Here is a 24,598-nt window from a genome sequence, read left to right on the forward strand (position 1 = left end):
TGAGTCTTGCATTGATCTCACTGACGCCATCGCCGGCAAGCCGGGCTCCTACAAGGTTGCGTCGGGCTACTGGATTTCGTCAGGCTTGACGATCACCCAGTTCTTGTCCGCCGTCACTGGCAACCCTTCCTTGGCCTGCGCCGCCGCATGCTTGGCGATCATGCCGTTCAGTTGGGTCATGTATTTATCTTTGCGGTTGATCCACAGGTGGATGCCGCCCTTGGCCACGTCCACATCGTGGAACAGCATGTAGCCATCGCTGGTCGGTGTGTCGCCGCCGACGATCACCGGTTTTTTCCATTCGTCGATGTAAGTGAGGATGGCTGCGTGCTTGCCCGCCATCCAGGTGGCCGGGGTCCACAGGTACGGGGTCAGCTCCAGGCCGAGGTTGGCCTTCTCGTCATATTTGCCGGCGCTGATCTGCTTGCGCGCGGTGGTCAGCTCGCCGGTCTTGCGGTCCTTGAGCAAGGTGCTTACGCCGATGACGTTCTCGGGTTTGACGTTGTAGCCGTACTTCGGATCGGCGGCGACCATGCGCACCAGCTCTTCCGAAGCGGCGGTCATCACATACACCTCGATGCCGTTTTCCATCAGCTTGTTGTACAGCTCGGCCTGTCCGGTGAAGACTTTCGGCGGCTGCACCTCAGACTGCTTCACCACGTCGCCTTCAAAATAGCTGACCGGCACGGGCTTGCCGGAGGCCATCAGCTCATCGACCTGCACTTTGAGTTCCTTGAGGGTGAAACCGGAGAACACCTGGGCAACCCACGGGTAGCAGACCATGTCGTCCACTTCGCAGAGGCGATAGTAGTAACTGAACAGACTTTCCTTATGGTCAGCGGTGTCTTTGAACGGCATAAGCTTGAGCGACGGATCAAGGCTGTCGCGGGTGATCAGGCCCTTGTTTTCCATGTAGGGCAGCAGGGATTCTTCGAGGTCGTAGCGGTAGCTGGTGTTGTCCATGTCGAACACCGCGTAATTACCCTTGTTGGCGTTGGCGGCGATCATTTTGTTCAGTTGCTCGGCGGCCGGTGCCGGCCAGTGTTTCAACTCGGTGGCGGCCATGGTTTGTCCGGCAAGGCCCAGACACAGCGCGGCGGCAAACAATCTAGAAGCGAGCTTCATATGCGTTTTCTCCCTGAGTTAAAAACATCGACGCTAACAAATCCCTGTGACAGTTACCGCCCGGGCGCGACCGCTTGCGTCGTGATCGCGCCAAAGGCATGTGCATGCGCGTCAGATGCTTATTCCAAAAACGACAGTCACCATTCCATATCGGTATTAAATCAATATATTTCAAGCTGTTAGGCTTTCCGGTTCGCAATCGCAGGCTCTCGCGATTGGCTGCCTTCTCAACGGAGCTTCAATGAATCTGCCCCTGATTCTCAACCTACTGGTGTTCGTGGCCCTGCTGCTGGGCCTGGCACAAACTCGTCGCACACACTGGAGCCTCGCCAAGAAGGTGCTGGTTGCCCTCGTACTCGGCGTGGTGTTTGGCACTGTCTTGCACACGATCTACGGCGACGGCAACCCAGTGCTCAAAGCCTCCATTGGCTGGTTCGACCTGGTCGGCAACGGCTACGTGCAACTGCTGCAAATGATCGTGATCCCGTTGGTGTTCGCCTCGATCCTCAGCGCCGTGGCGCGCCTGCACAATGCCTCGTCCCTGGGCAAGATCAGCTTCCTGACCATCGGCACGCTGCTGTTCACCACCGCAATTGCGGCGTTGATCGGTATCGGCCTGACCAACCTGTTCGGCCTCACCGCCGAAGGCCTGGTGGCCGGCACCCAGGAAATGGCGCGCCTGCAGGTGATCCAGAGTGATTACGCCGGCAAGGTTGCCGACCTGAATATCCCGCAACTGCTGCTGTCGTTCGTGCCGGCCAACCCGTTTGCCGACCTGGCCCGGGCCAAGCCGACCTCGATCATCAGCGTGGTGATTTTCGCCGCCTTCCTGGGGGTTGCCGCGCTGCAACTGCTCAAGGATGACGTGGAAAAAGGCCAGAAAGTCCTCAACGCCATCGACACCCTGCAAGCCTGGGTGATGCGCCTGGTGCGCCTGGTGATGAAGCTGACCCCGTACGGCGTATTGGCGCTGATGACCAAAGTGGTCGCCGGTTCCAACCTGCAAGACATCATCAAGCTCGGCAGTTTTGTCGTGGTCTCGTACCTGGCCCTGGGCCTGATGTTTGTGGTGCACGGCCTGCTGCTGTCCCTGGCCGGGATCAACCCGCTGCGTTTCTTCCGCAAGGTGTGGCCGGTGCTGACCTTTGCCTTCACCAGCCGCTCCAGCGCGGCGGCGATCCCGCTGAGCATTGAGGCGCAGACCCGTCGCCTGGGCATTCCGCAATCCATCGCCGGGTTCGCCGCATCGTTTGGCGCGACCATCGGCCAGAACGGCTGCGCCGGTCTCTACCCTGCAATGTTGGCGGTGATGGTCGCGCCGACCGTGGGCATCAACCCACTGGACCCGCTGTGGATCGCGACCTTGGTGGCGATTGTGACCTTGAGTTCGGCAGGCGTTGCCGGCGTGGGTGGCGGTGCGACCTTCGCCGCGCTGATCGTGCTGCCGGCCATGGGCTTGCCGGTGTCACTGGTGGCGCTGCTGATTTCCGTGGAGCCACTGATCGACATGGGCCGCACGGCATTGAACGTGAATGGCTCGATGACCGCCGGTGCGATCACCAGCCAGGTCATGGGGCAGACGGATAAGGCGTTGTTGAATGCGGATGAGCATGCGGAGTTAGCGCAGGCTTGATAGACCGCTATCGCCGGCAAGCCGGCTCCTACAGGGTAACGCAATCAACTGTAGGAGCCGGCTTGCCGGCGATGCTCCTAGGCCTTTTTCCAAACCTCGAAGTTATACGCCGGCTTATCTCCCTCAGCCGCATTCTCGACATTCGACACCAGCTTCCACTGGCCCGCATCAAACTCCGGAAACCAAGCATCCCCTTCCGGACTCAACGCCACCCGCGTCAAATACAGGCGATCCGCCTGCTCCAGCCCCTGCGCATACAATTGCGCACCGCCGATCAGCATCAGCTCGTCCACGCCTTGCGCCTTGGCCCATTCCTCAGCGCGCGCTACCGCCGCGTCCAGTGACGGAAAAACTTCCGCACCTTCAAGCGCCAGATCGGTCTGACGGCTAACCACGATGTTCAAGCGCCCCGGCAACGGTCGGCCCAGGGAATCCCAGGTCTTGCGCCCCATGATGATCGGCTTGCCAAGCGTGGTGGCCTTGAAATATTTGAAATCCCCCGGCAAATGCCAGGGCATGCTGTTGTCGACGCCGATCACACGGTTTTCACCGAGGGCTGCGATCAGGCTTAAAGGGAGAGTTTTTTTCATGGCGACGAGAATACCAGAGGTGCGAGCCAGCGGTTATGCTCCAACCTCACTTGCTCAACAGGACGGCGCGTGACTGCACTGAACCCCCTGCAAAAACTCTGGCTGACCGAAACCGTGCGCCTGCGCGAAGAACATGCAGGCCCCCTGGAAGACCTGGAAGCCAATCGCCTGGCCCGCACCGCCGGTGGCGACCTGCCGACGCGCATCCAGCAGCGCGCCTTGCACTTGGCCGAGCGCGATGGGCTCACGGCCGCCCTCACCCGCTGGCTGCAAGGTGCGCGTCTGGCGCTGGTGCTGCTGGCCATCGTCGCGGTCATCAGCGGCGCAGGGCTGGCGTTCGCTGCACTGGGCAACGGTCTAACGCCGGTGAATGTGTTCTGGGCCCTGGGCAGCCTGCTCGGCTTGAACCTGATCCTGCTGATCAGTTGGGCGCTGGGCCTGCTGTTTGCCGGCGAACACAGCGCCACCCTCGGCCGACTGTGGTTGTGGCTCAGCGAAAAGCTCGCCCGCGACGCCAAGGCCGCCCAACTGGCCCCCGCACTGTTACTGCTGCTGCAACGGCAAAAACTCAATCGCTGGGCCGTGGGTGTGCTGGTCAACGGCCTGTGGCTGCTGGCGTTGCTCAGCGCCATGGTGATTCTGCTCACGCTACTCGCTACCCGCCGCTACGGCTTCGTGTGGGAAACCACCATTCTCGGTGCCGACACCTTCGTCGCCGTCACCCAGGCCCTCGGCACCTTGCCTGCTCTGTTGGGCTTCAATGTGCCGACCGTCGAGATGATCCGCGCCAGCGGCGACTCCGCCCTGAATATCGAAAGTGCCCGCCAAGCCTGGGCCGCCTGGCTGGTCGGCGTGCTGCTGGTCTATGGCCTGCTGCCCCGCCTGATCCTCGCGTTGCTGTGCCTATGGCGCTGGAAGCGTGGGCGCGCCGCGCTGCGCCTGGACCTCAACCTGCCCGGCTACAGCCAACTGCGCGAGCGTCTGATGCCGAGCAGTGAGCGCCTTGGGGTCAACGACGCTGCGCCCGAACAATTGCATCACGTCAGCGGCGGCGTCAGTGAACTGGAAAGCGATGGCGCGCTGCTGGTCGCCATCGAACTGGACGACCAGCACGCTTGGCCGCCCAAATTGCCGGCCAGCGTGAAGAACGCCGGCATCCTCGACAGCCGCGAATCGCGCCACAAACTGCTGGAACAACTCTCGCGCTTCCCGCCCGCACGCCTGGCCATCGCCTGCGACCCACGACGCTCGCCGGATCGCGGCAGCCTGGCGCTGATCGCCGAACTGGCGCGCAGCGCCACTGCCACCCGCGTGTGGCTGCTGCAAGCGCCGCCCGGCCAAGCCCTGGACGCCGAGCGCCTGGGCGACTGGCACGCCGCGCTGCAACAGCTTGAGCTGCCGTTCGCCGACTGCGCGCCGTTGAACTGGCTGGAGACCGGTCATGACTAAGCCACTGAAACTCGCCGTGGTTGGCCACACCAACGTCGGCAAGACCTCGCTGCTGCGCACCCTCACCCGTGACGTGGGTTTCGGCGAAGTCTCCCATCGCCCCAGCACCACGCGGCATGTCGAAGGTGCGCGGCTATCGGTGGATGGCGAAGCCTTGCTGGAGCTGTACGACACGCCCGGCCTTGAAGACGCCATCGCCCTGCTCGATTACCTGGAGCGCCTGGATCGCCCCGGCGAACGCCTCGACGGCCCGGCACGCCTGGCGCGCTTCCTGGAAGGCAGCGAAGCCCGCCAGCGTTTCGAACAGGAAGCCAAGGTGCTGCGCCAACTGCTGGCCTCAGACGCCGGCCTGTATGTGATCGATGCCCGCGAGCCGGTGCTGGCCAAGTATCGCGATGAGCTGCAAGTACTGGCCAGCTGCGGCAAGCCGTTGCTGCCGGTGCTCAACTTTGTCAGCAGCAGCGACCACCGCGAGCCGGACTGGCGCGAAGCCCTGGCCCGTCTTGGCCTGCATGCGCTGGTGAGGTTCGACAGCGTGGCGCCGCCGGAAGACGGCGAGCGGCGCCTGTATGAAAGTCTCGCCCTGCTATTGGAAAACGCCCGTCCGCAACTGGAGCGGTTGATTCTTGACCAGGAAGCCCAACGCCAGGCCCGCCAGCAAAGCGCTGCGCGCCTGATCGCCGAGCTGCTGATCGACTGCGCCGCCTGCCGTCGCAGCGTGGTTACCGAGGATGAACAGCAAGCCATCGCTGACCTGCGCAAAGCCGTGCGCCAACGCGAACAAAAATGCGTGGAAGCGCTGCTCAAACTGTTCGGCTTCCGCCCGCAGGATGCCGCTGCCAGTGACTTGCCCTTGCTCGACGGACGTTGGGGTGATGACTTGTTCAACCCCGAAACCCTCAAGCAACTCGGCGTGCGCGTTGGCGGTGGCATTGCCGCCGGCGCGGCGGCGGGGGCCGGCGTGGATCTGCTGGTCGGTGGGCTGACCCTCGGCGCCGCCGCCATTGCCGGTGCGATTGCCGGTGGTGCCCTGCAGACCGCCCGCAGCTATGGCAGCCGGCTGCTGGGCAAGATCAAAGGCCAGCGCGAGCTGACCGTAGACGACAGCGTCTTGCGCCTGCTCGCCCTGCGTCAGCGCCAGTTGCTCAAGGCCCTGAACCTGCGTGGCCATGCGGCGATGCACAGCATCAAGGTCGATACGCCTCAGGACAAGACTTGGCGCGAAGGCAAATTGCCGGACGCGCTGCACAAAGCCCGCGCCCATCCACAATGGTCGTCCCTCAACCCCCACGCCAAGTTGAGCCAGGCTGAGCGCCAGGAGCAGGTCGAAGTCCTGGCCGCTCGGCTTGATGAGACCTGACCGAGTTATTGCACAAACCACCCAAACGCCAGGAAAGTCGTACATAGCGAGCGAATCAGTTCTTTATCGGCTTTATCGGTTACCCCATTGCGGTCGATGTCGCTATTGGTGAACGACTCCAACACGCCGTCACTGTTGCCGTCATAAGCAACCGCTTGGTAAACCAGCGACGACTTGCACCCAGACGTCGTGCGCTCATGGAAGTCGAGCTTGATCGCGTTGGGCGTTCCGGTTTTACCGAAGTGATCGACGTACATTGTCAACGTACGCTGCCAATGGCTGCGCTGATTGAACCAGCCCAGTTTCAAGAAACTGTCGGCAAAACTATCGACCTGCTCTGTATTCAGCACACGTGGCCGGCTGACAGGGTTCAGATCCTCCGCCCACTGTAGATCGACACGGCCATCGGCACTCATGTCCACCGCGAAGATCTCGTGAACCAGTTCATCCGGGCAACCTGCCTGATGCTCATAAAAATGCAGGATGACCGTATCGGCGCGGCCATTACCACTCATGTCTTGGGCAGTGGCTTTCAAGTAACGCATCCGTGTTGCTCCTTAAGGTAAGAAGCAAACACCTTAATGACGCGATGCCCCCGCCTCCAGACGGCGAGTCTGCGTTCGGTGTAAGGCCTGTCTACGCAACCAGTAGCCGCGCAGCCTTTGCCTTGAGCATCTGCAGGTCAAGTACCGGCACGTGCATCTCCTTGGCCTGTTCATCCCAATGACGCATGCGCAAACTCACGGCGCACAGCGGGTCCTGTTCGAACGCCTGGGCTTCTTCGGTGCTCATCACGCCGCCCTGAAAGGCCAGGGTACGGCGGCTGGCCTCACTGAGGCGGGCGTAGTAGTCCGGCTGGCTGAAGGTCAGGTAACGCTTGGCCTGCACGTGGTATTCCACCAACCGAGCCATGCGTTCGCTGAAGCCCGCGCGGCGCAGGTAATCCGCCCCCAGCCGCTCATGACTGACCACGCCGTACCCGCCCATGTTCTCGCCGCCCTGGCCGCAGAGGTGGCCGATATCGTGGAAAAACGCCGCCAACACCACTTCATCGTCAAAGCCTTCGGCCATGGCCAACTGCGCCGCCTGGGACATGTGCTCGATCTGCGACACCGGCTCGCCGATGTAGTCCGCCGTACCGTGTTTTTCGTATAAGCCGAAGACCTCGGCAATCGCCTGTTCCGGGTTCATCACGCCGCTCCCCACAAGGTGGTGATATTTCGCTCAGCCATCGCCGGCCCCACGCTCATGCCCACGCCGGTGTGCATCAACGCCGCACTCACGCCTGGAGCAGCCCTCAGGAAGGAGAACGGTCCCGGTCCGCGCGAGCCGTATACGCCCTGCCAGCGCTCCACCACTTGGATCTTGCAGCCCAGAGTTTGCTCGGCCAGTGCGATCATCCAGTCGTCGATCTGCTCGGCATTGAAGGGCGACGCGTCGCTGCCGTAATCATGGGAGTCGCCGATGATCAGTTCGCCATGGGGGGTCGGGCTGATCAGCAGATGGATGCCGTGCTCGTGCAGGTGTGGCGTTTCACGCAGGATCTGCGCCTGCACCGGCGCGGCTTCCGGCAGATCGGCGAAGGCACCGTAGTGCACGCAACTCAAGCCGGTGAGCAATGCGTGTTGCAGGTTCAGGTTCACCACCGGGCGGGCGCGCAACATTTGCAGGCGGCAGATGCTCGGGTTGAGTTCGGCGATCGATTCGGCCAGCAGGGTCTGGTAGTCGTGGCCGGAGCACACGATGATCTGCTCGCCGCGAAAACTGCCCGCCGTGCTGTGCAATTGGCCCGGCTCCACGTCGCGCACCAGCGTGGAGAAATAGAACTCCACGTTCAGCTCTTGCGCCAGGTAGCTGATCAGCGCCGGGATCGCTTCACGCGAATACAGCTGCTGATCGTCCTTGCCATGCAATGCGGCGCGGTGATGACGGAACTGGCCGCCGTACAGATCCTTCATGGCCGCGCCTTGCAGCAGTTCGACGTTGTAGCCGTGCTCTGCAGCGCGGCCGGCGCAGAAGGCTTCCAGCAAATGCTCCTCCGCTTCGGTGCGGGCGAACAGGTAAGAGCCGTTACGCTTGAGCTGCAGACCCGCCCGCTCAGCCCATTGCCCCCAGATAGCACGGCTTTCCCGGGCCAGGTCGAGCATTGGCCCCGGCGGTTGGCCAGTGACCAGGGCCTGGCCGAAGTTGCGCACCGATGCGCCCAGTGGCGTGGCGCTGCGCTCGAACACCTTGACCGTGAGGCCGCGCTTGGCAGCGGCATAGGCGTGGGACAGGCCGAGGATGCCGGCGCCGATGATCAGTAGGTCGCTGTGGTGTGTCATGTCGTGATTTCCTGTATTCGAGGCCGCCATCGCGGGCAAGCCCGCTCCCACTTGTTGATGTGTGAATACCTTCAAATGTGGGAGCTGGCTTGCCTGCGATGAGGCCATCAGCCCTGACGAAAACCCTTACTGGCCCGCCACCTTCTCCGACTTCCCGTCATAGCGCTTGCGCCACTCGGCCAGGATGCTATCGCGGTTCTTCGACGCCCAGGCAAAGTCATTCTTGATCAGGCGTTGTTCATAGTCGGCCGGCAATTCGGTCTGCGGCTTGGCAATGCCTGGTTGGGCGAGGACGGCAAAGTTGTCCTTGTACAGGTCCATGGCTGCTGTGCTGGCAGAGAAGTCAGCCAGTTTTCTGGCCGCATCGGCGTGGGCTGTGCCCTTGATCACCGCCGTGGCTTCGATGTCCCAGCCCAGGCCTTCTTTCGGTAGGATGATGTCCAGCGGCGCGCCCTGGCGTTTCAACTGCACGGCCGGGTATTCGAAGCTGATCCCGATCGGGAATTCACCCGACGCCGCGAGCTTGCACGGCTTGGAGCCGGAGTGAACGTACTGGCCGATGTTCTGGTGCAGGTCGTCCATGTATTGCCAGCCTTGCTTCTCGCCAAAGGTCTGCAACCAGGCGCTGACGTCCAGGAAACCGGTGCCGGACGAGGCCGGGTTGGGCATGACGATCTTGCCCTTGTACTCAGGCTTGGTCAGGTCCTGCCAGCTCACCGGCTTGGTCAGGCCCTGCTTTTCGGCTTCGACGGTGTTGAAGCAAATGGTCGCCGCCCACACGTCCATGCCGACCCAGGCCGGAGGGTTGGCGGCGTCACGGTAGTTTTTGCCGATCTTGTCCAGGTCCTTCGGTGCGTAGTTGTCCAGCATGCCTTGCTGGTCGAGGATCGCCAGGCTGGAGGCGGCCAGGCCCCACACCACATCAGCCTGCGGGCGGGCTTTCTCGGCCAGCAGCTTGGCGGTGATGATGCCCGTGGAGTCGCGCACCCACTTGATCTCGATGTCGGGGTTGGCCTTTTCAAAGGCCTGCTTATAGGTCTTCAACTGCTCGGCTTCGAGGGCCGTGTACACGGTCAGCTCGGTCTTGGCGAAGGCATTCAGGCTGAATGCAGTGAGTACGGCAGCGACCAGCGCCAGGGGCTTGAACATGGAACACCTCCTTCAGGATTATTGGCCTGGCGCGGTCTGGCGCCAGGCTTGGGAGCGGCGCAGTGCGCCACGTGAAGCCCACGCCAGCAGCAGCGAGACGCTGCCTGAGGTGAACAGGATCAGGGTCGACATGGCCGCCGCACCGCCCACGTTGCCAGCGTCGTCCATGTTCAACACGGCGACGGCGGCGAGGATGGTGTCGGGGCTGTAGAGGAAAATCGCGGCTGACACGGTGGTCATCGCCGACACAAACAGGTAGCGCACGATGTCCAGCAGCGCCGGCAGGCAGATCGGCACCGTCACTTTCAGGTAATGCCGGTACAACGGCGCCTTGAGCGACAACGCGGCGGCTTCGAACTCGGCGTCGAGCTGGCGCAGTGCGGTGGTGGCGGTCATCTGTGCGGTGGTCAGGTAGTGCGCAATGGTGCACACCACCAGCAGGGTCATGGTCCCGTAGAACACATGCAGCGGGTTGCCGTTGAGGTTGAAAAAGAACACGTAGCCCAGGCCCAGCACCAACCCAGGCACCGCCATCGGCACGAAAGTGAGCATGCGCAGGGCGAGGTTGAGGCCTTTCTGACCCTTGGTTTTTTCCATCAGGTAGGCCCCGGTGAAGATCAGCACGCTGCCGATCAACGCCGTGCACAACGCCATGGTCAGGCTGTTGCGATAGGCCAGCCAACCGCCGCCCGCCGTGTCTTCGAACTGATAGTGGTTGAGCGACAGCGATAGGTTGTACGGCCAGAACTTCACCAGCGACGAATACACCGCCATGCCGAACACCAGCAGCAACACGGCACAGATCAGCAGCACGATGGCCAGGTAGCAGGCGTCTCTCAGGCGCGATGGCGCCGGCTGGAACACTTGGGCACGCCCGCTCATCGAATCGCCATGACGGCGGCGCAGCCAGGCATCCACACCAAAGCTGAACAGCGCCGGCAGCAGCAACACCATGCCGATCAATGCGCCACGCCCGAACTGCTGCTGGCCAACCACGGCTTTGTAGGCCTCCAGCGCCAGCACCTGGTAATCGCCGCCCACGACTACAGGCACGCCGAAGTCGGTGATGGTGAGGGTGAACACCAGGCAGAACGCGGCGAACACCGCCTGGCGCGTGGCCGGCCAGGTGATGCTGCGAAACGCCCGGGCCGGGCTGGCGCCCATGCTGGAAGCGGCGTCGAACAGTCGCGCATCCGCCAAGGACAGCGCCGACAGCAGAATCATCAGGGCGTGTGGGAAGGTGTAGATCACCTCACCCAGCACAATGCCCCAGAAGCCGTAGATATTGTCCGAGAGCAGCCCGCGCAGCATGCCCTGGTTGCCGAACAGATACACCAGCGCGATGCCCGGCAGCATCGACGGAGCCATCAGCGGCAGCAGCGACAGGCCACGCCAGATCGACTTACCGGGAATCAACGTGCGTTGCAGCGCGTAGGCAAACAGGTAGGCAAGCGGTACGACGATGGCAGCAACGCTGAGGGAAACCTTGAGGCTATTGCCCAGCAGCCAGTGGAAGTTGTCACTCGTGACCAATTCCCGCGCGGCCACCAGGCCACCGCCCTGCCCGGCTTCGCTGCTGAAACCGCGCCAGAAGATCGCCAGCAGTGGCAGCAGCACGGCGACGCTCAGCAGCAAAAGCCACAGCCACTTGCCGCCAAGCACGAAAAGACGGTCACCCCTTTCGGCGCGGGTAGCCTGGCGCGGCAGCGTCATCACCCTAGCCATCTCAGGCAAACACCTGCAGGCTGCGCGGCGGCAAGGCCACCCAAATATCCTGGGCGCCTAGGCGCGGCATGGCCTCGGGGGCCAGTTCAGCCAGCAACGGGTGCCCGGGTAACTGCTCCAGCTCAAAGCTCATGCGGCAGCGATTGCCAAGAAAGGTGATCTCACGAACCTTGGCCGGGAACAGGTTCTCTTCATGCACCGGCGGGTTGACGCTGATCGCCTCCGGGCGGCAGAACAGGCGCCCAGACCTGGCGACGCCGGCGTCGTCGGCCAGGCGCATGTTCATCCCACCCACTTGGGCGTGGCTGGCACTGTTACGGCTGAACGGCAGCCAATTGCCCTGGCCGACAAACTCCGCCACGAACGGCGTGGCCGGGCGGTCGTAGATCTCCTGGGGCGTGGCGTATTGCTCGACCTTGCCGTTGTTCATCACGGCGATGCGGTCGGCCATCAGCATGGCTTCGTCCTGGTTGTGGGTGACCATCAGCGTGGTGATGCCCAGGCGACGTTGCAGTTGGCGCAACTCGGTGCACAGATGCTCGCGCACCCGGGCGTCGAGGGCCGACATCGGTTCATCCAGCAGCAATAACGACGGCGCCGGGGCCAGCGCACGGGCCAGCGCTACCCGTTGCTGTTGACCACCCGAGAGCTGGCCGGGGAATTTCTTTTCGCTGCCCAGCAGGCCAACCAGTTCCAGCATCTGGCCGACGCGCTTGCGCACTTCGTCACGACCGCCGCCGGTGAGGCCGTAGCCGATATTCGCTTCAACGGTAAGGTTGGGAAACAGTGCGTAGGACTGGAACAGGATGCCGTAGTCCCGCGCCTGGGGCGGCAGCAGGGAAACATCCCGGTTGCCCAGGTAAAGCTCGCCGCTGTCCTGGCGTTCCAGGCCAGCGATGCAGCGCAGCAGGGTGGTCTTGCCGCAGCCGGACGGGCCCAGCAGGCACACCAGCTCGCCGGCGGCGACGTCCAGGGAGACGTCATCCAGCGCAGTAAAGGCGCCAAAGCGTTTCTGGATACCGCGCACCTTCATGGGCGCGCCGGGTTGGGTCAGGGCTGTGTTCATGCTAGGCACCTCATCGAACGGATGAAGGCCATGCTAGGCAGGCAATGCGTCCCTGATGTGGCAGAAAGGCAAAACCCGGCGATAGTGGTATTGGTGAATTTGGGTAGGACGCGAACACCATTGTGGTGAGCAGGCTTGCCCCGCGCGGGGGCGCGCAGCGGCCCTAAAATCAGGCTCCCGGTTTTTCCTGCAAAAAATGCGGTGGCATTATTGGGGCTGCTGCGCAGTCCAGCGCGGGGCAAGCCCGCTCACCACAGAGATCTTACTCGACCATTAGAGTGGAGACATTTCCTGCGCCAACCCCAGGAACGCCGCCGGTAACCGCGCGCTTTTGCGCTCCTTGAGGCAGTACAGGTACTCGGGAATCTGCGGTGCATTTTCGATGGTCAGCACACGCAGTTGCGGGTCGTGGGGCACTTCCTGACGCGCAATGATGCTGATGCCGATATTGCGCAGCACCGCCTCACGGATCGACTCGCGGCTGCCGATTTCCAGCAACGGGCCGAAGCTCACGTTGGCGCTTTGCAAGAGCTCTTCGGTCAGGCGTCGCGTGGTCGAGCCCGCTTCACGCATCAGCAAAGTGTGCCCGGCCAACGCTGAGAGCGGCACATGATCGAGCTTGGCCAGCGGATGGTTGCGGTGTACCGCCAGCACTAGCGGGTCGGTGCCCAGCACCCGGCGGATCAGCCGCGGGTCTTCCAGCAGTTGCGAGGAGGCAGCGACGTCGACGCGGTAATCGTCCAACGCTTCCAGCACCTGCTGGGAGTTGCCGATCTCCACCGACACATCCACTTGCGGCAGGCGCTCGCGAAAGGCTTTGACCAGGTCGAGGATGTAATACGGCGCTGTCGCGGCGATTCTCAATGCCCCCTGGACCTGGCCGTTGTTGCGCAGGAAAAACTCGATGTCCGCTTCCTGCTGCAACAGCGCCTTGACCATCGGCAGCAGACGCGCGCCGTCGTCGCTGACGGTGAGGCGGCGGCCGCCGCGGTAGAACAGTTCGACACCGTACTGGCTTTCCAGGTTACGGATCTGGGTGGTGACCGTGGGTTGGCTCAGGCCGAGTTTTTTCGCCGCCTGGGTAATGCTGCCCAGGCGGGCGACCATAAAAAACGCCTTTAACTCCGCACTCAGCACACCGCCCTCTCATCGTTTATTTGCGCAACAGGCGCAGACCATTGAACACCACCAGCAGGGCCACGCCCATGTCGGCGAACACCGCCATCCACATGGTGGCCAGGCCCAGGAAGGTGACCACCAGGAAGATCGCCTTGATCACCAGCGCCAGGGTGATGTTCTGCTTGAGGATACTCGACGTTTGCCGCGACAGACGAATGAATGCCGGAATCTTGCGCAAGTCATCATCCATCAGCGCCACGTCAGCCGTTTCGATGGCCGTGTCGGTGCCGGCGGCAGCCATGGCAAAACCGATCTCGGCACGGGCCAGGGCCGGGGCGTCATTGATGCCGTCGCCGACCATGCCCACACGGTGGCCTTGGCCGTAAAGGGTTTCGATGGCTTGCAGCTTGTCGGTAGGCAGCAGGTCGCCCTGAGCCTGGTCGATGCCGACCTGGGCGGCGATTGCCTGGGCGGTGTGGGTGTTGTCGCCGGTGAGCATCAGGGTCTTGATGCCCAGTTCATGCAGTTGCTGGATGGCTTCGCGGCTGCTGTCCTTGACGGTGTCTGCCACGGCGAACAGTGCCAGCGGGCCGGATTTGTCGAGCAGCAGCACCACGGATTTGCCCTGCTTTTCCAGGGCGAAGAGTTTTTCTTCCAACTCCGGCGAGCACAGGCCCAGGTCTTCCACCAGGCGATGGTTGCCCAGGTGGTAGGTTGCACCGTTGATATCGCCGCGCACGCCGCGACCGGCCAGGGCCTCGAAGTTATCCACAGCGTGAACCGGCAGTTTTTTATCCACAGCCGCATTGGCAATCGCCAGTGACACTGGGTGATCGGAGCGCCCTGCCAGGCTGGCGGCCAGGGCCGGCGCGCTGTCTTCAAGGTTGGGGAACAGCGCCAGGTAATCGGTTTGCACCGGCTTGCCATGGGTGATGGTGCCGGTCTTGTCGAGCGCCAGGTAGTCGAGCTTGTAACCGCCCTCCAGGTACACGCCGCCCTTGATCAGGATGCCTTTGCGCGCGGCGGCGGCGAGGCCGCTGACGATGGTCACCGGGGTGGAAATCACCAATGCGCAGGGGCAGGCAACCACCAACAGCACCAGGGCGCGGTAGATCCAATCGAACCAGGCGCCGGCCATGAACAGCGGTGGAATAATGGCCACGCCCAAGGCGAACAGGAATACCGCCGGGGTGTAGACCTTCGAGAAGCTGTCGACAAACCGTTGGGTCGGTGCCCGTGCGCCCTGGGCTTGTTCCACCGCGTGAATGATGCGCGCCAGGGTGGAGTTGTTGGCCGCGGCAGTGACTTTATATTCCAGGGAGCCGGCCTGGTTGATGGTGCCGGCGAAGACCTTATCGCCCACGGTCTTTTCGATCGGCAGGCTTTCACCGGTGATCGGCGCCTGGTCGATGGTGGATTGGCCCGCAGTGACTTCACCGTCCAGGCCGATGCGCTCGCCGGGCTTGACCCGCACGATGGCACCCAACTCAATGCTTTTGACCTCTTTTTCGACCCATGTCCCATCCGCCTGCTGCACTGTGGCCTGCTCAGGCGTCATTTGCATCAAGCCGCTGATGGCATTGCGCGCACGGTCCAGGGACTTGGCTTCGATCAACTCGGCCACGGTGAACAGGAACATCACCATGGCGGCTTCCGGCCATTGGCCGATCAGGATCGCACCGGTGACGGCGATGCTCATCAGGGCATTGATGTTCAGGTTGAGGTTTTTCAGGGCAATCCAGCCCTTTTTGTAGGTGGTGAGGCCGCCGCTGAGGATCGACACCAGCGCGACCACCGCGATAACCCAGGTGGGCGCGGCATTGGTGAAGTGCAGCACCTCGGCAGCCAACGCGCCAACGCCGGACAGCGCCAGCGGCCACCAGTGCTTCTTGGGCGGTGGCTCGGCGGCAGGCTTGCCTTCTTCAATGGGGTCGGCCTGCATGCCCAGGGATTTGATCGCATCGACGATGGGCGCAGTGTTCGGCAGGTCGTGAGTAACGCCGAGGATGCGGTTGATCAGGTTGAACTCCAACTGCTGCACGCCCGCGAGCTTGCCCAATTTGTTCTGGATCAGCGTCTGCTCAGTAGGGCAGTCCATGGCTTCGATACGGAAGGTGCTCAGCCGGGAGCCGGCGGTGGGCGCTTCGCTCAGTTGCACCCGCGCAGGGGCTGGCGTGCCGGAACAGCACGAACCACCGTGGCCGTGGTCATGCACGGGCGTGAGTTTCTTCGGGCCATGATCATGGTCGTGGTCGTGCTTATGCGGGGTGTGGAGGGAATCGCTCATTCTGTCGCGTCCGTAAAGGTGCCTGTTGCCAAGTAAAGACCCTGTAGCCACTATAGGGTCAAGCACCCATTTGGAGATTGCTGCGATGAAGATCGGCGAATTGGCCAAACTGACCGACTGCCCGGTAGAAACCATCCGTTACTACGAGAAGGAAAGCCTGCTGCCGCCCCCGGCGCGCACCGATGCCAACTACCGCGTGTACACCCAGGCACACACCGAGCGGCTGATCTTTATCCGCAACTGCCGCAGCCTCGACATGACCCTGGAAGAAATTCGCAGCCTGCTGGGCCTGCGGGACAGCCCCCAGGACCAGTGTGAAAACGTGAATGCGCTGATCGACGAGCATATCCACCATGTGAAAGCGCGGATCGACGGGCTGTTGGCGTTGCAAGAGCAATTGCTGGACTTGCGCCAACGCTGTGGCGGCGGGCCCGAGTGCGGGATTCTGCAGCGGCTGGAAGTCAGTGGGAGTGTGGCAGCCAGCGAGGCTGAGCCCTCGCATGTAGGCAGAAGCCACGCCCACTAAATCAAGTGAACACCGCCTAAATGTGGGAGCGGGCTTGCTCGCGAATGCGGTGTGTCAGCCACTGCATGTGCAAGCTGATACTCCGCATTCGCGAGCAAGTCGAATCGTCGCACCGCCGCTCCCACATTGATCAGATGGCCACGTCGGCCTTGATGCTTGGGTCGGCGTCGTAACCGACGATTTCGAAGTCTTCAAACGTGTAGTCGTAGATCGACGCAGGTTTGCGCTTGATCACCAGTTCCGGCAGTTTCTTCGGCGTGCGCGCCAGTTGGGTGCGGATCTGCTCCATGTGGTTGCTGTAGGCGTGGGTGTCGCCCGTGGTGACGATGATCTCGTGAGGGATCAGGTCGCACTGCTGGGCGAGCATATGGGTCAGCAATGCCAGCGCGGCGGTGTTGTACGGCAGGCCGAGGAACACGTCGGAGCTGCGAATGTACAACTGCATCGACAGGTGACCGTCGTGCACAAACGCCTGGTACAGCAGGTGGCACGGTGGCAGGGCTTGCTTGCCGTTGCGCGCGTTTTCCTGCGGGCTTTTGGTTTCGTCGGGCAGGTACTCGACGTTCCAGCCGTGGAACAGGATGCGGCGGCTGTTCGGGTTGGTCTTGAGCGTGTGGACCATGTAGTCGATCTGGTTGATCGTACCGCCATCCTTGGTTGGCCAGGCGGTCCACTGCTCGCCATACACCGGGCCCAGGTCGCCCTCTTCGGTGGCCCATTCGTCCCAGATGCGCACGCCGTTTTCGTTCAGCCACTTGATGTTGGTGTTGCCACTCAACATCCAGATCAGCTCATTGGCGATGCTTTTGAAGTGAAGCTTCTTGGTGGTCAGCAGCGGGAAGCCGTCGGCCAAGTTATGCCGATACTGACGGGCGAACACGGCCTTGGTGCCGGTGCCGGTGCGATCGCCCTTGGTCAATCCATTGGTCACGACGTCGTTCAGTAGTTCGAGATATTGCTTCATGTTGGTACCTGTATCGGTGAAGCCGAGACTGGCGAGCCTCGGCATTCGAATTTAAAGCGCAGCGTTCTTCAGCGGTTGCGGGCGGTTGTAGGCCCACCACAGCAGGCCCAGGCCCACGAGGATCATCGGCAGGCTGAGGATCTGACCCATGGTCAGCCAACCCCACGCCAGGTAGCCCAATTGTGCATCCGGCACGCGCACGAACTCGACGATGAAGCGGAAGATCCCGTAGAACAACGCGAACATGCCCGATACCGCCATGGTGGGGCGTGGCTTGCGCGAGAAGATGTACAGGATAAGGAACAGCGCCACGCCTTCCAACGCGAACTGGTAAAGCTGCGACGGGTGGCGCGGCAGTTGCGCCGGGTCGCTGAACGGCGGGAACACCATGGCCCACGGCACGTCAGTCGGCTTGCCCCACAGCTCGGCGTTGATGAAGTTACCGATACGCCCGGCACCTAGGCCGATCGGCACCATCGGCGCAACGAAGTCCATCAGTTGGAAGAACGACTTGCCATTACGACGGCCGAACCACCAGGCGGCGATCATCACGCCGATAAAACCGCCGTGGAACGCCATGCCGCCCTTCCACACTTCGAAGATCAGCGTCGGGTTGGCGATGTACGCCGAAAGGTCGTAGAACAGCACATACCCCAGGCGCCCGCCGACGATCACCCCCATCGACAACCAGAAGACCATGTCGGAGAGCTTCTCCTTGGTCCAGGTCGGGTCGAAACGGTTCAGGCGCCGGGAGGCCAGCAACCAGGCACCGCCGATGCCGATCAGGTACATCAACCCGTACCAGTGGATTTTCAGCGGACCGATGGCCAGGGCCACCGGGTCGATCTGCGGGTAAGGCAGCATTGCGACTCCTCGTTAATCATTCGTTGTTGCGACCGGACCATGCCCGGGCGCGATTAAGACTGCATTACTCAAGTTTTTTCAAAGCAAAAAGTTTATGCCGACACAGAACAGCAACCCGGCAAACAACCGCTTGAGCAAACGCGGCGACAACCGGTGCGCCAGGCGCGCGCCGAAGCGGGCGAACACCATGCTGGTCAGGGCAATGCCCAGCAGTGCCGGCAAATACACGAACCCTAGACTATGAGCGGGCAACAGCGGGTCATGCCAGCCCAGAATCATGAAACTTAATGCACTTGCCAGCGCGATCGGCAGGCCGCAGGCCGATGAGGTGGCGACCGCCTGTTGCATCGGCACGCTGCGCCAGGTCAAGAACGGCACGGTCAGCGAGCCACCGCCAATCCCGAAAATCGCCGAAGCCCAGCCAATCACGGTGCCCGCCAGGGTCAGGCCGACCGTGCCCGGCACCGTTCGGCTGGCCTTGGGCTTGACGTCCAGGGCCAACTGCACGGCCACCAGCAGGGCAAATACACCAATGATTTTCTGCAGGTGCGGGCCGGAAATCGCCTCGGCGGTCAACGCGCCAAAACCCGCACCGATCAGGATGCCCACGGTCATCCACACAAAGATCGGCCAACGCACCGCGCCACGTCGGTGGTGCTCACGCACGGCATTCACCGAGGTAAAGATGATCGTTGCCAGGGAAGTGCCCACGGCCAGGTGGGTCAGCACCTGCGGGTCGAAGCCCTGCAAGGTGAAGCTGAACACCAGCACCGGCACGATGATGATCCCGCCGCCCACGCCAAACAGCCCGGCGAGCACGCCCGCACAGGCGCCGAGCAGCAAATACAGCAGAAATTCCATGGGAGCCCCCGAACCAAGTCCGGCATGTTAACGGATCGAAGGCATGCGACCCAACTGGATACGATGGAACGGCGCTGCCGGTGTGGGTAGAGTGGGAAAAAACACAAAAGGGAATCGCCTGATGTGCCTGATTGTTTTCGCCTGGCGGCCGGGCCACGCCCAGCCGTTGATCGTCGCGGCCAACCGCGATGAATTCTACGCCCGCCCCAGCCTGCCGCTGGCCCAGTGGCCGGATGCGCCCGACGTCTACGCCGGTCGCGATCAGGAAGCAGGCGGCACGTGGCTGGGGGTGAATGCCGATGGGCGTTTTGCCGCCCTCACTAATATCCGTGACCCGCACCAGCCGCCGGCCCGCAAGTCCCGTGGCGAGCTGGTGGCGCGTTTTCTCAACGGTTCTCTGCCGATTGAGGACTATTTAGCCGACGTTAACGGCCGTTCGATTGAATATGCCGGGTTTAACCTGCTGCTGGGCACACGGGATGAGTTGTGGCATTACAACGCCAATCATACGGAGCCGACGCGATTGGAGCCTGGGGTGTATGGATTGTCCAACGCCGGACTGGATACGCCGTGGCCCAAACTGCTCAAGGCCAAGGCGGCATTGAGCGCGCTGCTAGAGGATCCGCAGCCGGAAGCCTTGTTGGGGATTTTGAGTGATCCGCAGACGGCGCCGTTTGCGGACCTGCCGGACACCGGCGTGGGGTTGGCGACCGAGAGTTTGCTATCGAGCGTGTTTATTGCCAGCCCAAGCTATGGGACGCGGGCGAGTACGGCGCTGATTGTAAATGCCGACGGGACGCGGCGGATGGTGGAGCGTAGTTTTGGGCCGCATGGTGGCCGACTTGGCGAGATAGAACTGAGGATTTAGCGGTGCTTGAGCGAGCGCTATCGCGGGCAAGCCCGGCTCCCACAGTTGAAATGCTTTCCAATGTGGGAGCTGGCTTGCCTGCGAAAAAGGCGACTCGGTCTAGAGGGTTTTTGCGGAGGCCGGGTTGATCATCCGCGTCAGCCCCAGGTTTTTCAGGGCCAATTGCAACGAGCTGTGGATAACTTGCGGGTTGTCGATGGTCATCAACTCCGCCAGCAGGTCCTTGGCCATGCTCAGTTCAACCTGGCGCAGCATCCACTTCACCTTCGGCAAGTTGGTGGCGTTCATCGACAGGCTGTCAAAGCCCATCGCCATCAACAGCACCGCCGCCGCGGGGTCGCCGGCCATTTCACCGCAGATGCTCACCGGCTTGCCTTCGGCGTGGGCGTCGCGCACCACATGCTGCAGCGCTTGCAGCACGGCCGGGTGCAGGTAGTCGTAGAGGTCGGCCACCCGTGGGTTGTTACGGTCCACGGCCAGCAGGTATTGGGTCAGGTCGTTGGAGCCCACCGACAGGAAGTCCACCTGCCGCGCCAGCTCCTTGGCCTGATACACCGCTGCCGGGATTTCGATCATCACGCCAATCGGCGGCATCGGTACGTCGGCGCCTTCGTCGCGCACTTCACCCCAGGCGCGGTGGATAAGATGCAACGCCTCTTCCAGCTCATGGGTACCGGAGATCATCGGCAGCAGGATGCGCAGGTTGTTCAGGCCCTCACTGGCCTTGAGCATGGCGCGGGTTTGTACGAGGAAGATTTCTGGGTGGTCGAGGGTGACGCGGATACCACGCCAGCCGAGGAACGGGTTGTCCTCTTTAATCGGGAAATACGACAGTGACTTGTCGCCGCCAATGTCCAGGCTGCGCATGGTCACCGGCAACGGGTGGAAGGCTTGCAGTTGCTCGCGATAAATCGCCAGCTGCTCCTTCTCACTCGGGAAACGCTGGTTGATCATGAACGGCACTTCGGTGCGATACAGCCCCACCCCTTCGGCGCCGCGCTGTTGCGCGCGGGCCACATCGGCGAGCAGGCCGGTATTCACCAGCAGCGGCACACGGTGGCCATCGGTGGTCACGCACGGCAGCTCGCGCAATGAATCCAGGCCCAGCGCCAGTTGCTTCTCTTCCTCGACCACTTCGGCGTATTGCTTGCGCAGTACTTCGCTGGGGTTGGTGAACACTTCACCACGATGGCCATCGACGATCATGTCGATGCCATCCACTTTGGAATACGGCAGGTCCACCAGGCCCATCACCGTCGGGATGCCCATGGCCCGGGCCAGGATAGCGACGTGGGAGTTGCCCGAACCCAGTACCGACACCAGGCCGACCAGCTTGCCTTCCGGCACTTCGCCGAGCATGGTGGCGGTCAGTTCTTCACTGATCAGGATGGTGTTGTCGGGGTAGACCAGGTTGGTGGTGCGGTCTTCCTGCAGGTAGGCCAGCAGACGGCGACCGAGGTCACGCACGTCCGAGGCGCGTTCGCGCAGGTAGGCGTCGTCCATCAATTCGAAACGGTTGACGTGATCGGTGACCACTTGGCGCAGCGCACCCTGGGCCCACTGGCCGGTCTTGATTACGGTCTTGACTTCATTACCCAGCGACGCGTCGTCGAGCATCATCTGGTACACGTCGAACAGCGCACGCTCTTCGGGGCGCAGTTGTGTGGCCAGCTTGGTCGACAGGTTGCGCATGTCCGCGCGCACGCCTTCCAGGGCGGTCTTGAACAATTTGATTTCAGCGTCGATGTCATCGACGGTCTTGTCCGGCACTACGTCGAGGTCAGCCGGCGGCAGCATGACCACGGCGGTACCGACCGCCGCACCCGGCGAACCCGGTACGCCGACGAACTTGGCTTCCTGGATGCCCTTGCCCTGGCGCCCAAGGCCACGAATCGAGCCGGTGGCTTCGGCGTGGGCGATAACCCCGGCGAGCTGCGCGCTCATGGTCACGAGGAAGGCTTCTTCACCTTCGTCGAACTGGCGGCGCTCTTTTTGCTGGATGACCAACACGCCGACGACGCGGCGGTGGTGAATGATCGGTGCGCCGAGGAACGAGGCGTAACGCTCTTCACCGGTTTCGGCAAAGTAGCGATAACGCGGGTGATCGGCCGCGTTTTCAAGGTTCAGGGGTTCTTCACGCGTCCCCACCAGGCCCACCAGACCTTCATTGGGCGCCATGCTGACCTTGCCGATGGAGCGCTTGTTCAAGCCCTCCGTGGCCATCAGCACAAAACGGTTGGTCTCGGGGTCCAGCAGGTAAACCGAGCAGACCTGGCTGCCCATGGCTTCCTTGACGCGCAACACAATAATCCCCAACGCCGCCTTGAGATCCTTGGCGGAGTTAACTTCCTGGACGATCTTGCGCAGCGTATTGAGCATGGCTCGGGGTCGAACTCCGTCGTCAGTCGCGCGCTAAAAGGCGCGGGGCAAGCTCTTTGAGAGCGCGACGATAAACCTCGCGCTTGAATGTCACCACCTGGCCCAACGGGTACCAATAGCTGACCCAGCGCCAGCCATCGAACTCCGGTTTACCGGTCAAATCCATCCGCACCCGCTGCTCATTGGAGATCAGGCGCAGGAGAAACCATTTCTGCTTCTGGCCGATGCACAGCGGTTGGCTGTGGGTACGCACCAGGCGTTGCGGCAAACGATAGCGCAACCAGCCTCGGGTACAGGCCAGAATTTGTACATCTTCGCGCTCAAGGCCGACTTCTTCGTTCAACTCACGGTACAAGGCGTCTTCAGGGGTTTCGTCGGGGTTGATTCCACCTTGAGGAAACTGCCAGGCATCTTGGTTGATTCGGCGAGCCCATAGCACCTGTCCGGCATCATTCGTAAGAATAATCCCGACATTAGGACGGAAACCATCGGGGTCGATCACGGCAACAACCTCGCAAACGCATGTCGCCGCATTGTTCCACAAAGGTTGATGAAGCGGCAACGAGGCTTCTTACCTTATGTGCACTCTTGTGAAAAGACCGTATTCTGGACGCCTTTTTACAGACTTTTCAGCGAGTAACTGCAATGCGCCTGGCTTTATTCGACTTGGACAACACCCTCCTCGGCGGTGACAGCGACCACGCCTGGGGCGATTACCTGTGCGAGCGCGGGATTCTCGACCCGGTGGCCTACAAGGCCCGCAACGACGAGTTCTACCAGGATTACCTGGCCGGCAAGCTGGACAACGCCGCCTACCTGAACTTTTGCCTGGAAATCCTTGGCCGCACCGAGATGGCCCAATTGGATGAGTGGCACAACGACTACATGCGCGACTGCATCGAGCCAATCATGCTGCCGCTGGCGATTGAGCTGCTGGCCAAGCACCGCGCTGCCGGTGACAAGCTGGTGATCATCACCGCCACCAACCGCTTTGTCACCGCACCGATTGCCGCACGCCTGGGCGTGGAAACCCTGATCGCCACCGAGTGCGAGATGGAAAACGGCCGCTACACCGGGCGCAGCACCGACGTACCGTGCTTTCGCGAGGGCAAGGTAACGCGCTTGAATCGTTGGCTGGAAGAGACCGGGTATAGCCTGGAGGACAGCTACTTCTACAGCGACTCGATGAATGATTTGCCGCTGCTGGAGCAAGTGACGCATGCGGTGGCGGTGGATCCGGATCCGAATCTGCGGGCTGAGGCCGAGAGGCGCGGCTGGCCGGTCATCACGCTGCGCAGCTGATGGCCCCATCGCAGGCAAGCCAGCTCCCACATTTTGACCGCATTCTCATGTTGGAACTCGGTCAAGTGCGGGAGCTGGCTTGCCTGCGATGAAGTCGACACGGTCCCAAGCCCTACATAGGCTTTGCGACCATCAAGTAGAAAATCACCACAAACGCCAGGAACGCCGGCCACCCCAGGCCAAACCACCAGCGCATATAGGTCGCGGCCTTGATCGGCATCGCCGTACCCTCGCGCAACGCCTGCTCCGCCATCTTGTGTACACGAATCTGCAACCACACCACCGGCAACCAGCAGATACCCGCCAGCACATACAGACCGAACGTCCACTGCAACCAACTCTGCTGCAACGACCACCCCGCCAAGTGCATCAAGCCGATCCCGCTCAGCGGCTGGAATACCGCCGTGGTCGCGGTAAACGCCCAGTCGGCGAACACCAGGTGCTTGAAGGTCACCGCGATCACTTCCACCTTGCCGGTGCGCCAGGCGCGCAACGCGTAGTACGCCGAGCCTGCGCCCAGCCCGAACAGGAGGGTCGACGAGAGGATATGCAGGGTTTTCAGCAGCAGGTAAGCGCTCATCTAGACGGGCTTGGCACCCATCAGCCCGGCGATCGCCACAAACCCCACCAGACTGACCACCGCCAGCACCAACGTGAAGTTCAAGCTACCGCCCTCGCCTTTGCGCAGGCGATTAAGCCGCGCCACCAGCCAGAACCACGCCAGCGCCGCCACGGTATAGAGGATGCTGGACCCCAGAATCCAGGTCTGCCCCAGCGGCCAGCCGATCAGATGGACCAGCCACCAGCCGGTAAAAGGCATGCTCACCACGCAAATACCCATCAACAACCAGACGAATGCCCACGGGCGCTGCACGGTCGCCGCCGGGCCGGCGCTTCGCTTGCGCCAGGCCAGCAACGCCAGCCCCAGGCCGCTGAGCAGCAGCAACACGGTGGCTGCTATGTGGATAACTTTCAGGGTTGTCAGGGTTTCCATGTGTCGTCTTCCT

General features: G+C 62.2%; 23 protein-coding genes. 6 read left to right on the forward strand and 17 right to left on the reverse strand.

Annotated features, from left to right (window positions below; genetic code table 11):
• Positions 1 to 66: 66 nt before the first annotated feature.
• A complete protein-coding gene (locus tag KUA23_RS28470; protein ID WP_099493137.1) occupies positions 67 to 1,125 on the reverse strand; it encodes an HAD family hydrolase in 1,059 nt (352 codons plus the stop codon).
• Positions 1,126 to 1,366: 241 nt separating this feature from the next.
• Here KUA23_RS28470 and KUA23_RS28475 point away from each other — a divergent pair, with 241 nt between their 5' ends.
• On the forward strand, positions 1,367 to 2,758 hold the full coding sequence (locus tag KUA23_RS28475) for an L-cystine transporter (protein WP_078050588.1): 1,392 nt from the start codon (positions 1,367 to 1,369) through the stop codon (positions 2,756 to 2,758).
• 77 nt (positions 2,759 to 2,835) lie between these two features.
• Here KUA23_RS28475 and KUA23_RS28480 read toward each other — a convergent pair whose 3' ends face one another.
• Complete coding sequence (locus tag KUA23_RS28480) at positions 2,836 to 3,348, reverse strand: dihydrofolate reductase (protein WP_252993191.1); 513 nt, start codon at positions 3,346 to 3,348, stop codon at positions 2,836 to 2,838.
• 69 nt (positions 3,349 to 3,417) lie between these two features.
• Between KUA23_RS28480 and KUA23_RS28485 the strand changes: the two genes are divergently transcribed.
• Together KUA23_RS28485 and KUA23_RS28490 are read left to right on the forward strand one after the other, a co-directional pair.
• Positions 3,418 to 4,797 carry a DUF2868 domain-containing protein gene (locus KUA23_RS28485; protein ID WP_252993192.1) on the forward strand — a complete coding sequence of 460 codons (1,380 nt, stop codon included), beginning with the start codon at positions 3,418 to 3,420 and terminating at the stop codon, positions 4,795 to 4,797.
• The gene (locus KUA23_RS28490; RefSeq protein WP_214497207.1) at positions 4,790 to 6,157 is read left to right on the forward strand and encodes a DUF3482 domain-containing protein; all 1,368 of its coding nucleotides are present in this window, start codon (positions 4,790 to 4,792) and stop codon (positions 6,155 to 6,157) included. Before KUA23_RS28485 ends, KUA23_RS28490 begins: the two co-directional genes overlap by 8 nt.
• Positions 6,158 to 6,162: 5 nt before the next feature.
• Here KUA23_RS28490 and KUA23_RS28495 read toward each other — a convergent pair whose 3' ends face one another.
• From KUA23_RS28495 to KUA23_RS28530, 8 genes are all read right to left on the reverse strand, one after another.
• Complete coding sequence (locus KUA23_RS28495) at positions 6,163 to 6,702, reverse strand: hypothetical protein (RefSeq protein WP_252993193.1); 540 nt, start codon at positions 6,700 to 6,702, stop codon at positions 6,163 to 6,165.
• Between the two features lie 91 nt (positions 6,703 to 6,793).
• On the reverse strand, positions 6,794 to 7,348 hold the full coding sequence (locus KUA23_RS28500; RefSeq protein ID WP_078050593.1) for a phosphonate degradation HD-domain oxygenase: 555 nt from the start codon (positions 7,346 to 7,348) through the stop codon (positions 6,794 to 6,796).
• Positions 7,348 to 8,481 carry a TIGR03364 family FAD-dependent oxidoreductase gene (locus KUA23_RS28505; RefSeq protein WP_252993194.1) on the reverse strand — a complete coding sequence of 378 codons (1,134 nt, stop codon included), beginning with the start codon at positions 8,479 to 8,481 and terminating at the stop codon, positions 7,348 to 7,350. The genes KUA23_RS28500 and KUA23_RS28505 overlap by 1 nt, the downstream gene beginning before the upstream one ends.
• A 126-nt stretch (positions 8,482 to 8,607) precedes the next feature.
• Positions 8,608 to 9,630 carry a putative 2-aminoethylphosphonate ABC transporter substrate-binding protein gene (locus KUA23_RS28510; protein WP_078050595.1) on the reverse strand — a complete coding sequence of 341 codons (1,023 nt, stop codon included), beginning with the start codon at positions 9,628 to 9,630 and terminating at the stop codon, positions 8,608 to 8,610.
• An 18-nt stretch (positions 9,631 to 9,648) separates the two neighbouring features.
• On the reverse strand, positions 9,649 to 11,355 hold the full coding sequence (locus tag KUA23_RS28515) for a putative 2-aminoethylphosphonate ABC transporter permease subunit (RefSeq protein ID WP_078050596.1): 1,707 nt from the start codon (positions 11,353 to 11,355) through the stop codon (positions 9,649 to 9,651).
• A gap of 1 nt (position 11,356) precedes the next feature.
• Entirely contained in the window at positions 11,357 to 12,421 is a 1,065-nt protein-coding gene (locus KUA23_RS28520; RefSeq protein ID WP_078050597.1) for a putative 2-aminoethylphosphonate ABC transporter ATP-binding protein, read from the reverse strand.
• A gap of 273 nt (positions 12,422 to 12,694) precedes the next feature.
• A complete protein-coding gene (locus tag KUA23_RS28525; RefSeq protein ID WP_078050598.1) occupies positions 12,695 to 13,558 on the reverse strand; it encodes a LysR family transcriptional regulator in 864 nt (287 codons plus the stop codon).
• Between the two features lie 16 nt (positions 13,559 to 13,574).
• Positions 13,575 to 15,827 (reverse strand): heavy metal translocating P-type ATPase, encoded by a 2,253-nt coding sequence (locus tag KUA23_RS28530; protein WP_252993195.1) that lies wholly within the window; start codon positions 15,825 to 15,827, stop codon positions 13,575 to 13,577.
• Positions 15,828 to 15,912: 85 nt separating this feature from the next.
• Between KUA23_RS28530 and cadR the strand changes: the two genes are divergently transcribed.
• On the forward strand, positions 15,913 to 16,353 hold the full coding sequence (cadR, locus tag KUA23_RS28535; RefSeq protein ID WP_100491929.1) for a Cd(II)/Pb(II)-responsive transcriptional regulator: 441 nt from the start codon (positions 15,913 to 15,915) through the stop codon (positions 16,351 to 16,353).
• 130 nt (positions 16,354 to 16,483) lie between these two features.
• Here the strand turns inward: cadR and KUA23_RS28540 are convergent, their stop codons facing one another.
• The 3 genes from KUA23_RS28540 to KUA23_RS28550 form a co-directional block, all read right to left on the reverse strand.
• Entirely contained in the window at positions 16,484 to 17,317 is an 834-nt protein-coding gene (locus KUA23_RS28540) for a thymidylate synthase (RefSeq protein WP_078050601.1), read from the reverse strand.
• Between the two features lie 51 nt (positions 17,318 to 17,368).
• Positions 17,369 to 18,181 (reverse strand): prolipoprotein diacylglyceryl transferase, encoded by an 813-nt coding sequence (gene lgt / locus KUA23_RS28545; RefSeq protein ID WP_078050602.1) that lies wholly within the window; start codon positions 18,179 to 18,181, stop codon positions 17,369 to 17,371.
• 78 nt (positions 18,182 to 18,259) lie between these two features.
• Positions 18,260 to 19,042 (reverse strand): sulfite exporter TauE/SafE family protein, encoded by a 783-nt coding sequence (locus KUA23_RS28550; RefSeq protein ID WP_078050603.1) that lies wholly within the window; start codon positions 19,040 to 19,042, stop codon positions 18,260 to 18,262.
• Between the two features lie 121 nt (positions 19,043 to 19,163).
• Here KUA23_RS28550 and KUA23_RS28555 point away from each other — a divergent pair, with 121 nt between their 5' ends.
• Positions 19,164 to 19,910 (forward strand): NRDE family protein, encoded by a 747-nt coding sequence (locus KUA23_RS28555; protein ID WP_078050604.1) that lies wholly within the window; start codon positions 19,164 to 19,166, stop codon positions 19,908 to 19,910.
• Between the two features lie 99 nt (positions 19,911 to 20,009).
• On the opposite strand, the gene ptsP is transcribed toward KUA23_RS28555, so the two are convergent.
• Together ptsP and KUA23_RS28565 are read right to left on the reverse strand one after the other, a co-directional pair.
• Positions 20,010 to 22,289: a phosphoenolpyruvate--protein phosphotransferase gene (gene ptsP / locus KUA23_RS28560; RefSeq protein WP_025859566.1), complete on the reverse strand. Its 2,280-nt coding sequence runs from the start codon at positions 22,287 to 22,289 to the stop codon at positions 20,010 to 20,012.
• A 22-nt stretch (positions 22,290 to 22,311) separates the two neighbouring features.
• On the reverse strand, positions 22,312 to 22,791 hold the full coding sequence (locus tag KUA23_RS28565; RefSeq protein ID WP_003176750.1) for an RNA pyrophosphohydrolase: 480 nt from the start codon (positions 22,789 to 22,791) through the stop codon (positions 22,312 to 22,314).
• 143 nt (positions 22,792 to 22,934) lie between these two features.
• Here KUA23_RS28565 and KUA23_RS28570 point away from each other — a divergent pair, with 143 nt between their 5' ends.
• On the forward strand, positions 22,935 to 23,591 hold the full coding sequence (locus KUA23_RS28570; RefSeq protein WP_099493149.1) for a histidinol-phosphatase: 657 nt from the start codon (positions 22,935 to 22,937) through the stop codon (positions 23,589 to 23,591).
• Between the two features lie 112 nt (positions 23,592 to 23,703).
• Here KUA23_RS28570 and KUA23_RS28575 read toward each other — a convergent pair whose 3' ends face one another.
• Positions 23,704 to 24,171 carry a DUF2269 family protein gene (locus KUA23_RS28575; protein ID WP_100491926.1) on the reverse strand — a complete coding sequence of 156 codons (468 nt, stop codon included), beginning with the start codon at positions 24,169 to 24,171 and terminating at the stop codon, positions 23,704 to 23,706.
• On the reverse strand, positions 24,172 to 24,585 hold the full coding sequence (locus tag KUA23_RS28580) for a DUF2269 family protein (protein WP_078050607.1): 414 nt from the start codon (positions 24,583 to 24,585) through the stop codon (positions 24,172 to 24,174).
• Positions 24,586 to 24,598 lie beyond the last annotated feature (13 nt).

Source organism: Pseudomonas pergaminensis, from assembly GCF_024112395.2.
In the GTDB taxonomy this organism is placed as follows: domain Bacteria; phylum Pseudomonadota; class Gammaproteobacteria; order Pseudomonadales; family Pseudomonadaceae; genus Aquipseudomonas; species Aquipseudomonas pergaminensis.

Coding starts and splice junctions, on each gene's coding strand:
- KUA23_RS28475 (WP_078050588.1), top strand. CDS start 1,367: ATGAATCTGCCCCTGATTCTCAACCTACTGGTGTTCGTGGCCCTGCTG.
- KUA23_RS28550 (WP_078050603.1), bottom strand. CDS start 19,042: ATGGAATTTCTGCTGTATTTGCTGCTCGGCGCCTGTGCGGGCGTGCTC.
- KUA23_RS28555 (WP_078050604.1), top strand. CDS start 19,164: ATGTGCCTGATTGTTTTCGCCTGGCGGCCGGGCCACGCCCAGCCGTTG.
- KUA23_RS28480 (WP_252993191.1), bottom strand. CDS start 3,348: ATGAAAAAAACTCTCCCTTTAAGCCTGATCGCAGCCCTCGGTGAAAAC.
- KUA23_RS28515 (WP_078050596.1), bottom strand. CDS start 11,355: ATGGCTAGGGTGATGACGCTGCCGCGCCAGGCTACCCGCGCCGAAAGG.
- ptsP (WP_025859566.1), bottom strand. CDS start 22,289: ATGCTCAATACGCTGCGCAAGATCGTCCAGGAAGTTAACTCCGCCAAG.
- KUA23_RS28510 (WP_078050595.1), bottom strand. CDS start 9,630: ATGTTCAAGCCCCTGGCGCTGGTCGCTGCCGTACTCACTGCATTCAGC.
- KUA23_RS28470 (WP_099493137.1), bottom strand. CDS start 1,125: ATGAAGCTCGCTTCTAGATTGTTTGCCGCCGCGCTGTGTCTGGGCCTT.
- KUA23_RS28540 (WP_078050601.1), bottom strand. CDS start 17,317: ATGAAGCAATATCTCGAACTACTGAACGACGTCGTGACCAATGGATTG.
- KUA23_RS28580 (WP_078050607.1), bottom strand. CDS start 24,585: ATGGAAACCCTGACAACCCTGAAAGTTATCCACATAGCAGCCACCGTG.
- KUA23_RS28490 (WP_214497207.1), top strand. CDS start 4,790: ATGACTAAGCCACTGAAACTCGCCGTGGTTGGCCACACCAACGTCGGC.
- KUA23_RS28520 (WP_078050597.1), bottom strand. CDS start 12,421: ATGAACACAGCCCTGACCCAACCCGGCGCGCCCATGAAGGTGCGCGGT.
- cadR (WP_100491929.1), top strand. CDS start 15,913: ATGAAGATCGGCGAATTGGCCAAACTGACCGACTGCCCGGTAGAAACC.
- KUA23_RS28495 (WP_252993193.1), bottom strand. CDS start 6,702: ATGCGTTACTTGAAAGCCACTGCCCAAGACATGAGTGGTAATGGCCGC.
- KUA23_RS28530 (WP_252993195.1), bottom strand. CDS start 15,827: ATGAGCGATTCCCTCCACACCCCGCATAAGCACGACCACGACCATGAT.
- KUA23_RS28575 (WP_100491926.1), bottom strand. CDS start 24,171: ATGAGCGCTTACCTGCTGCTGAAAACCCTGCATATCCTCTCGTCGACC.
- KUA23_RS28500 (WP_078050593.1), bottom strand. CDS start 7,348: ATGAACCCGGAACAGGCGATTGCCGAGGTCTTCGGCTTATACGAAAAA.
- KUA23_RS28570 (WP_099493149.1), top strand. CDS start 22,935: ATGCGCCTGGCTTTATTCGACTTGGACAACACCCTCCTCGGCGGTGAC.
- KUA23_RS28505 (WP_252993194.1), bottom strand. CDS start 8,481: ATGACACACCACAGCGACCTACTGATCATCGGCGCCGGCATCCTCGGC.
- lgt (WP_078050602.1), bottom strand. CDS start 18,181: ATGCTGCCTTACCCGCAGATCGACCCGGTGGCCCTGGCCATCGGTCCG.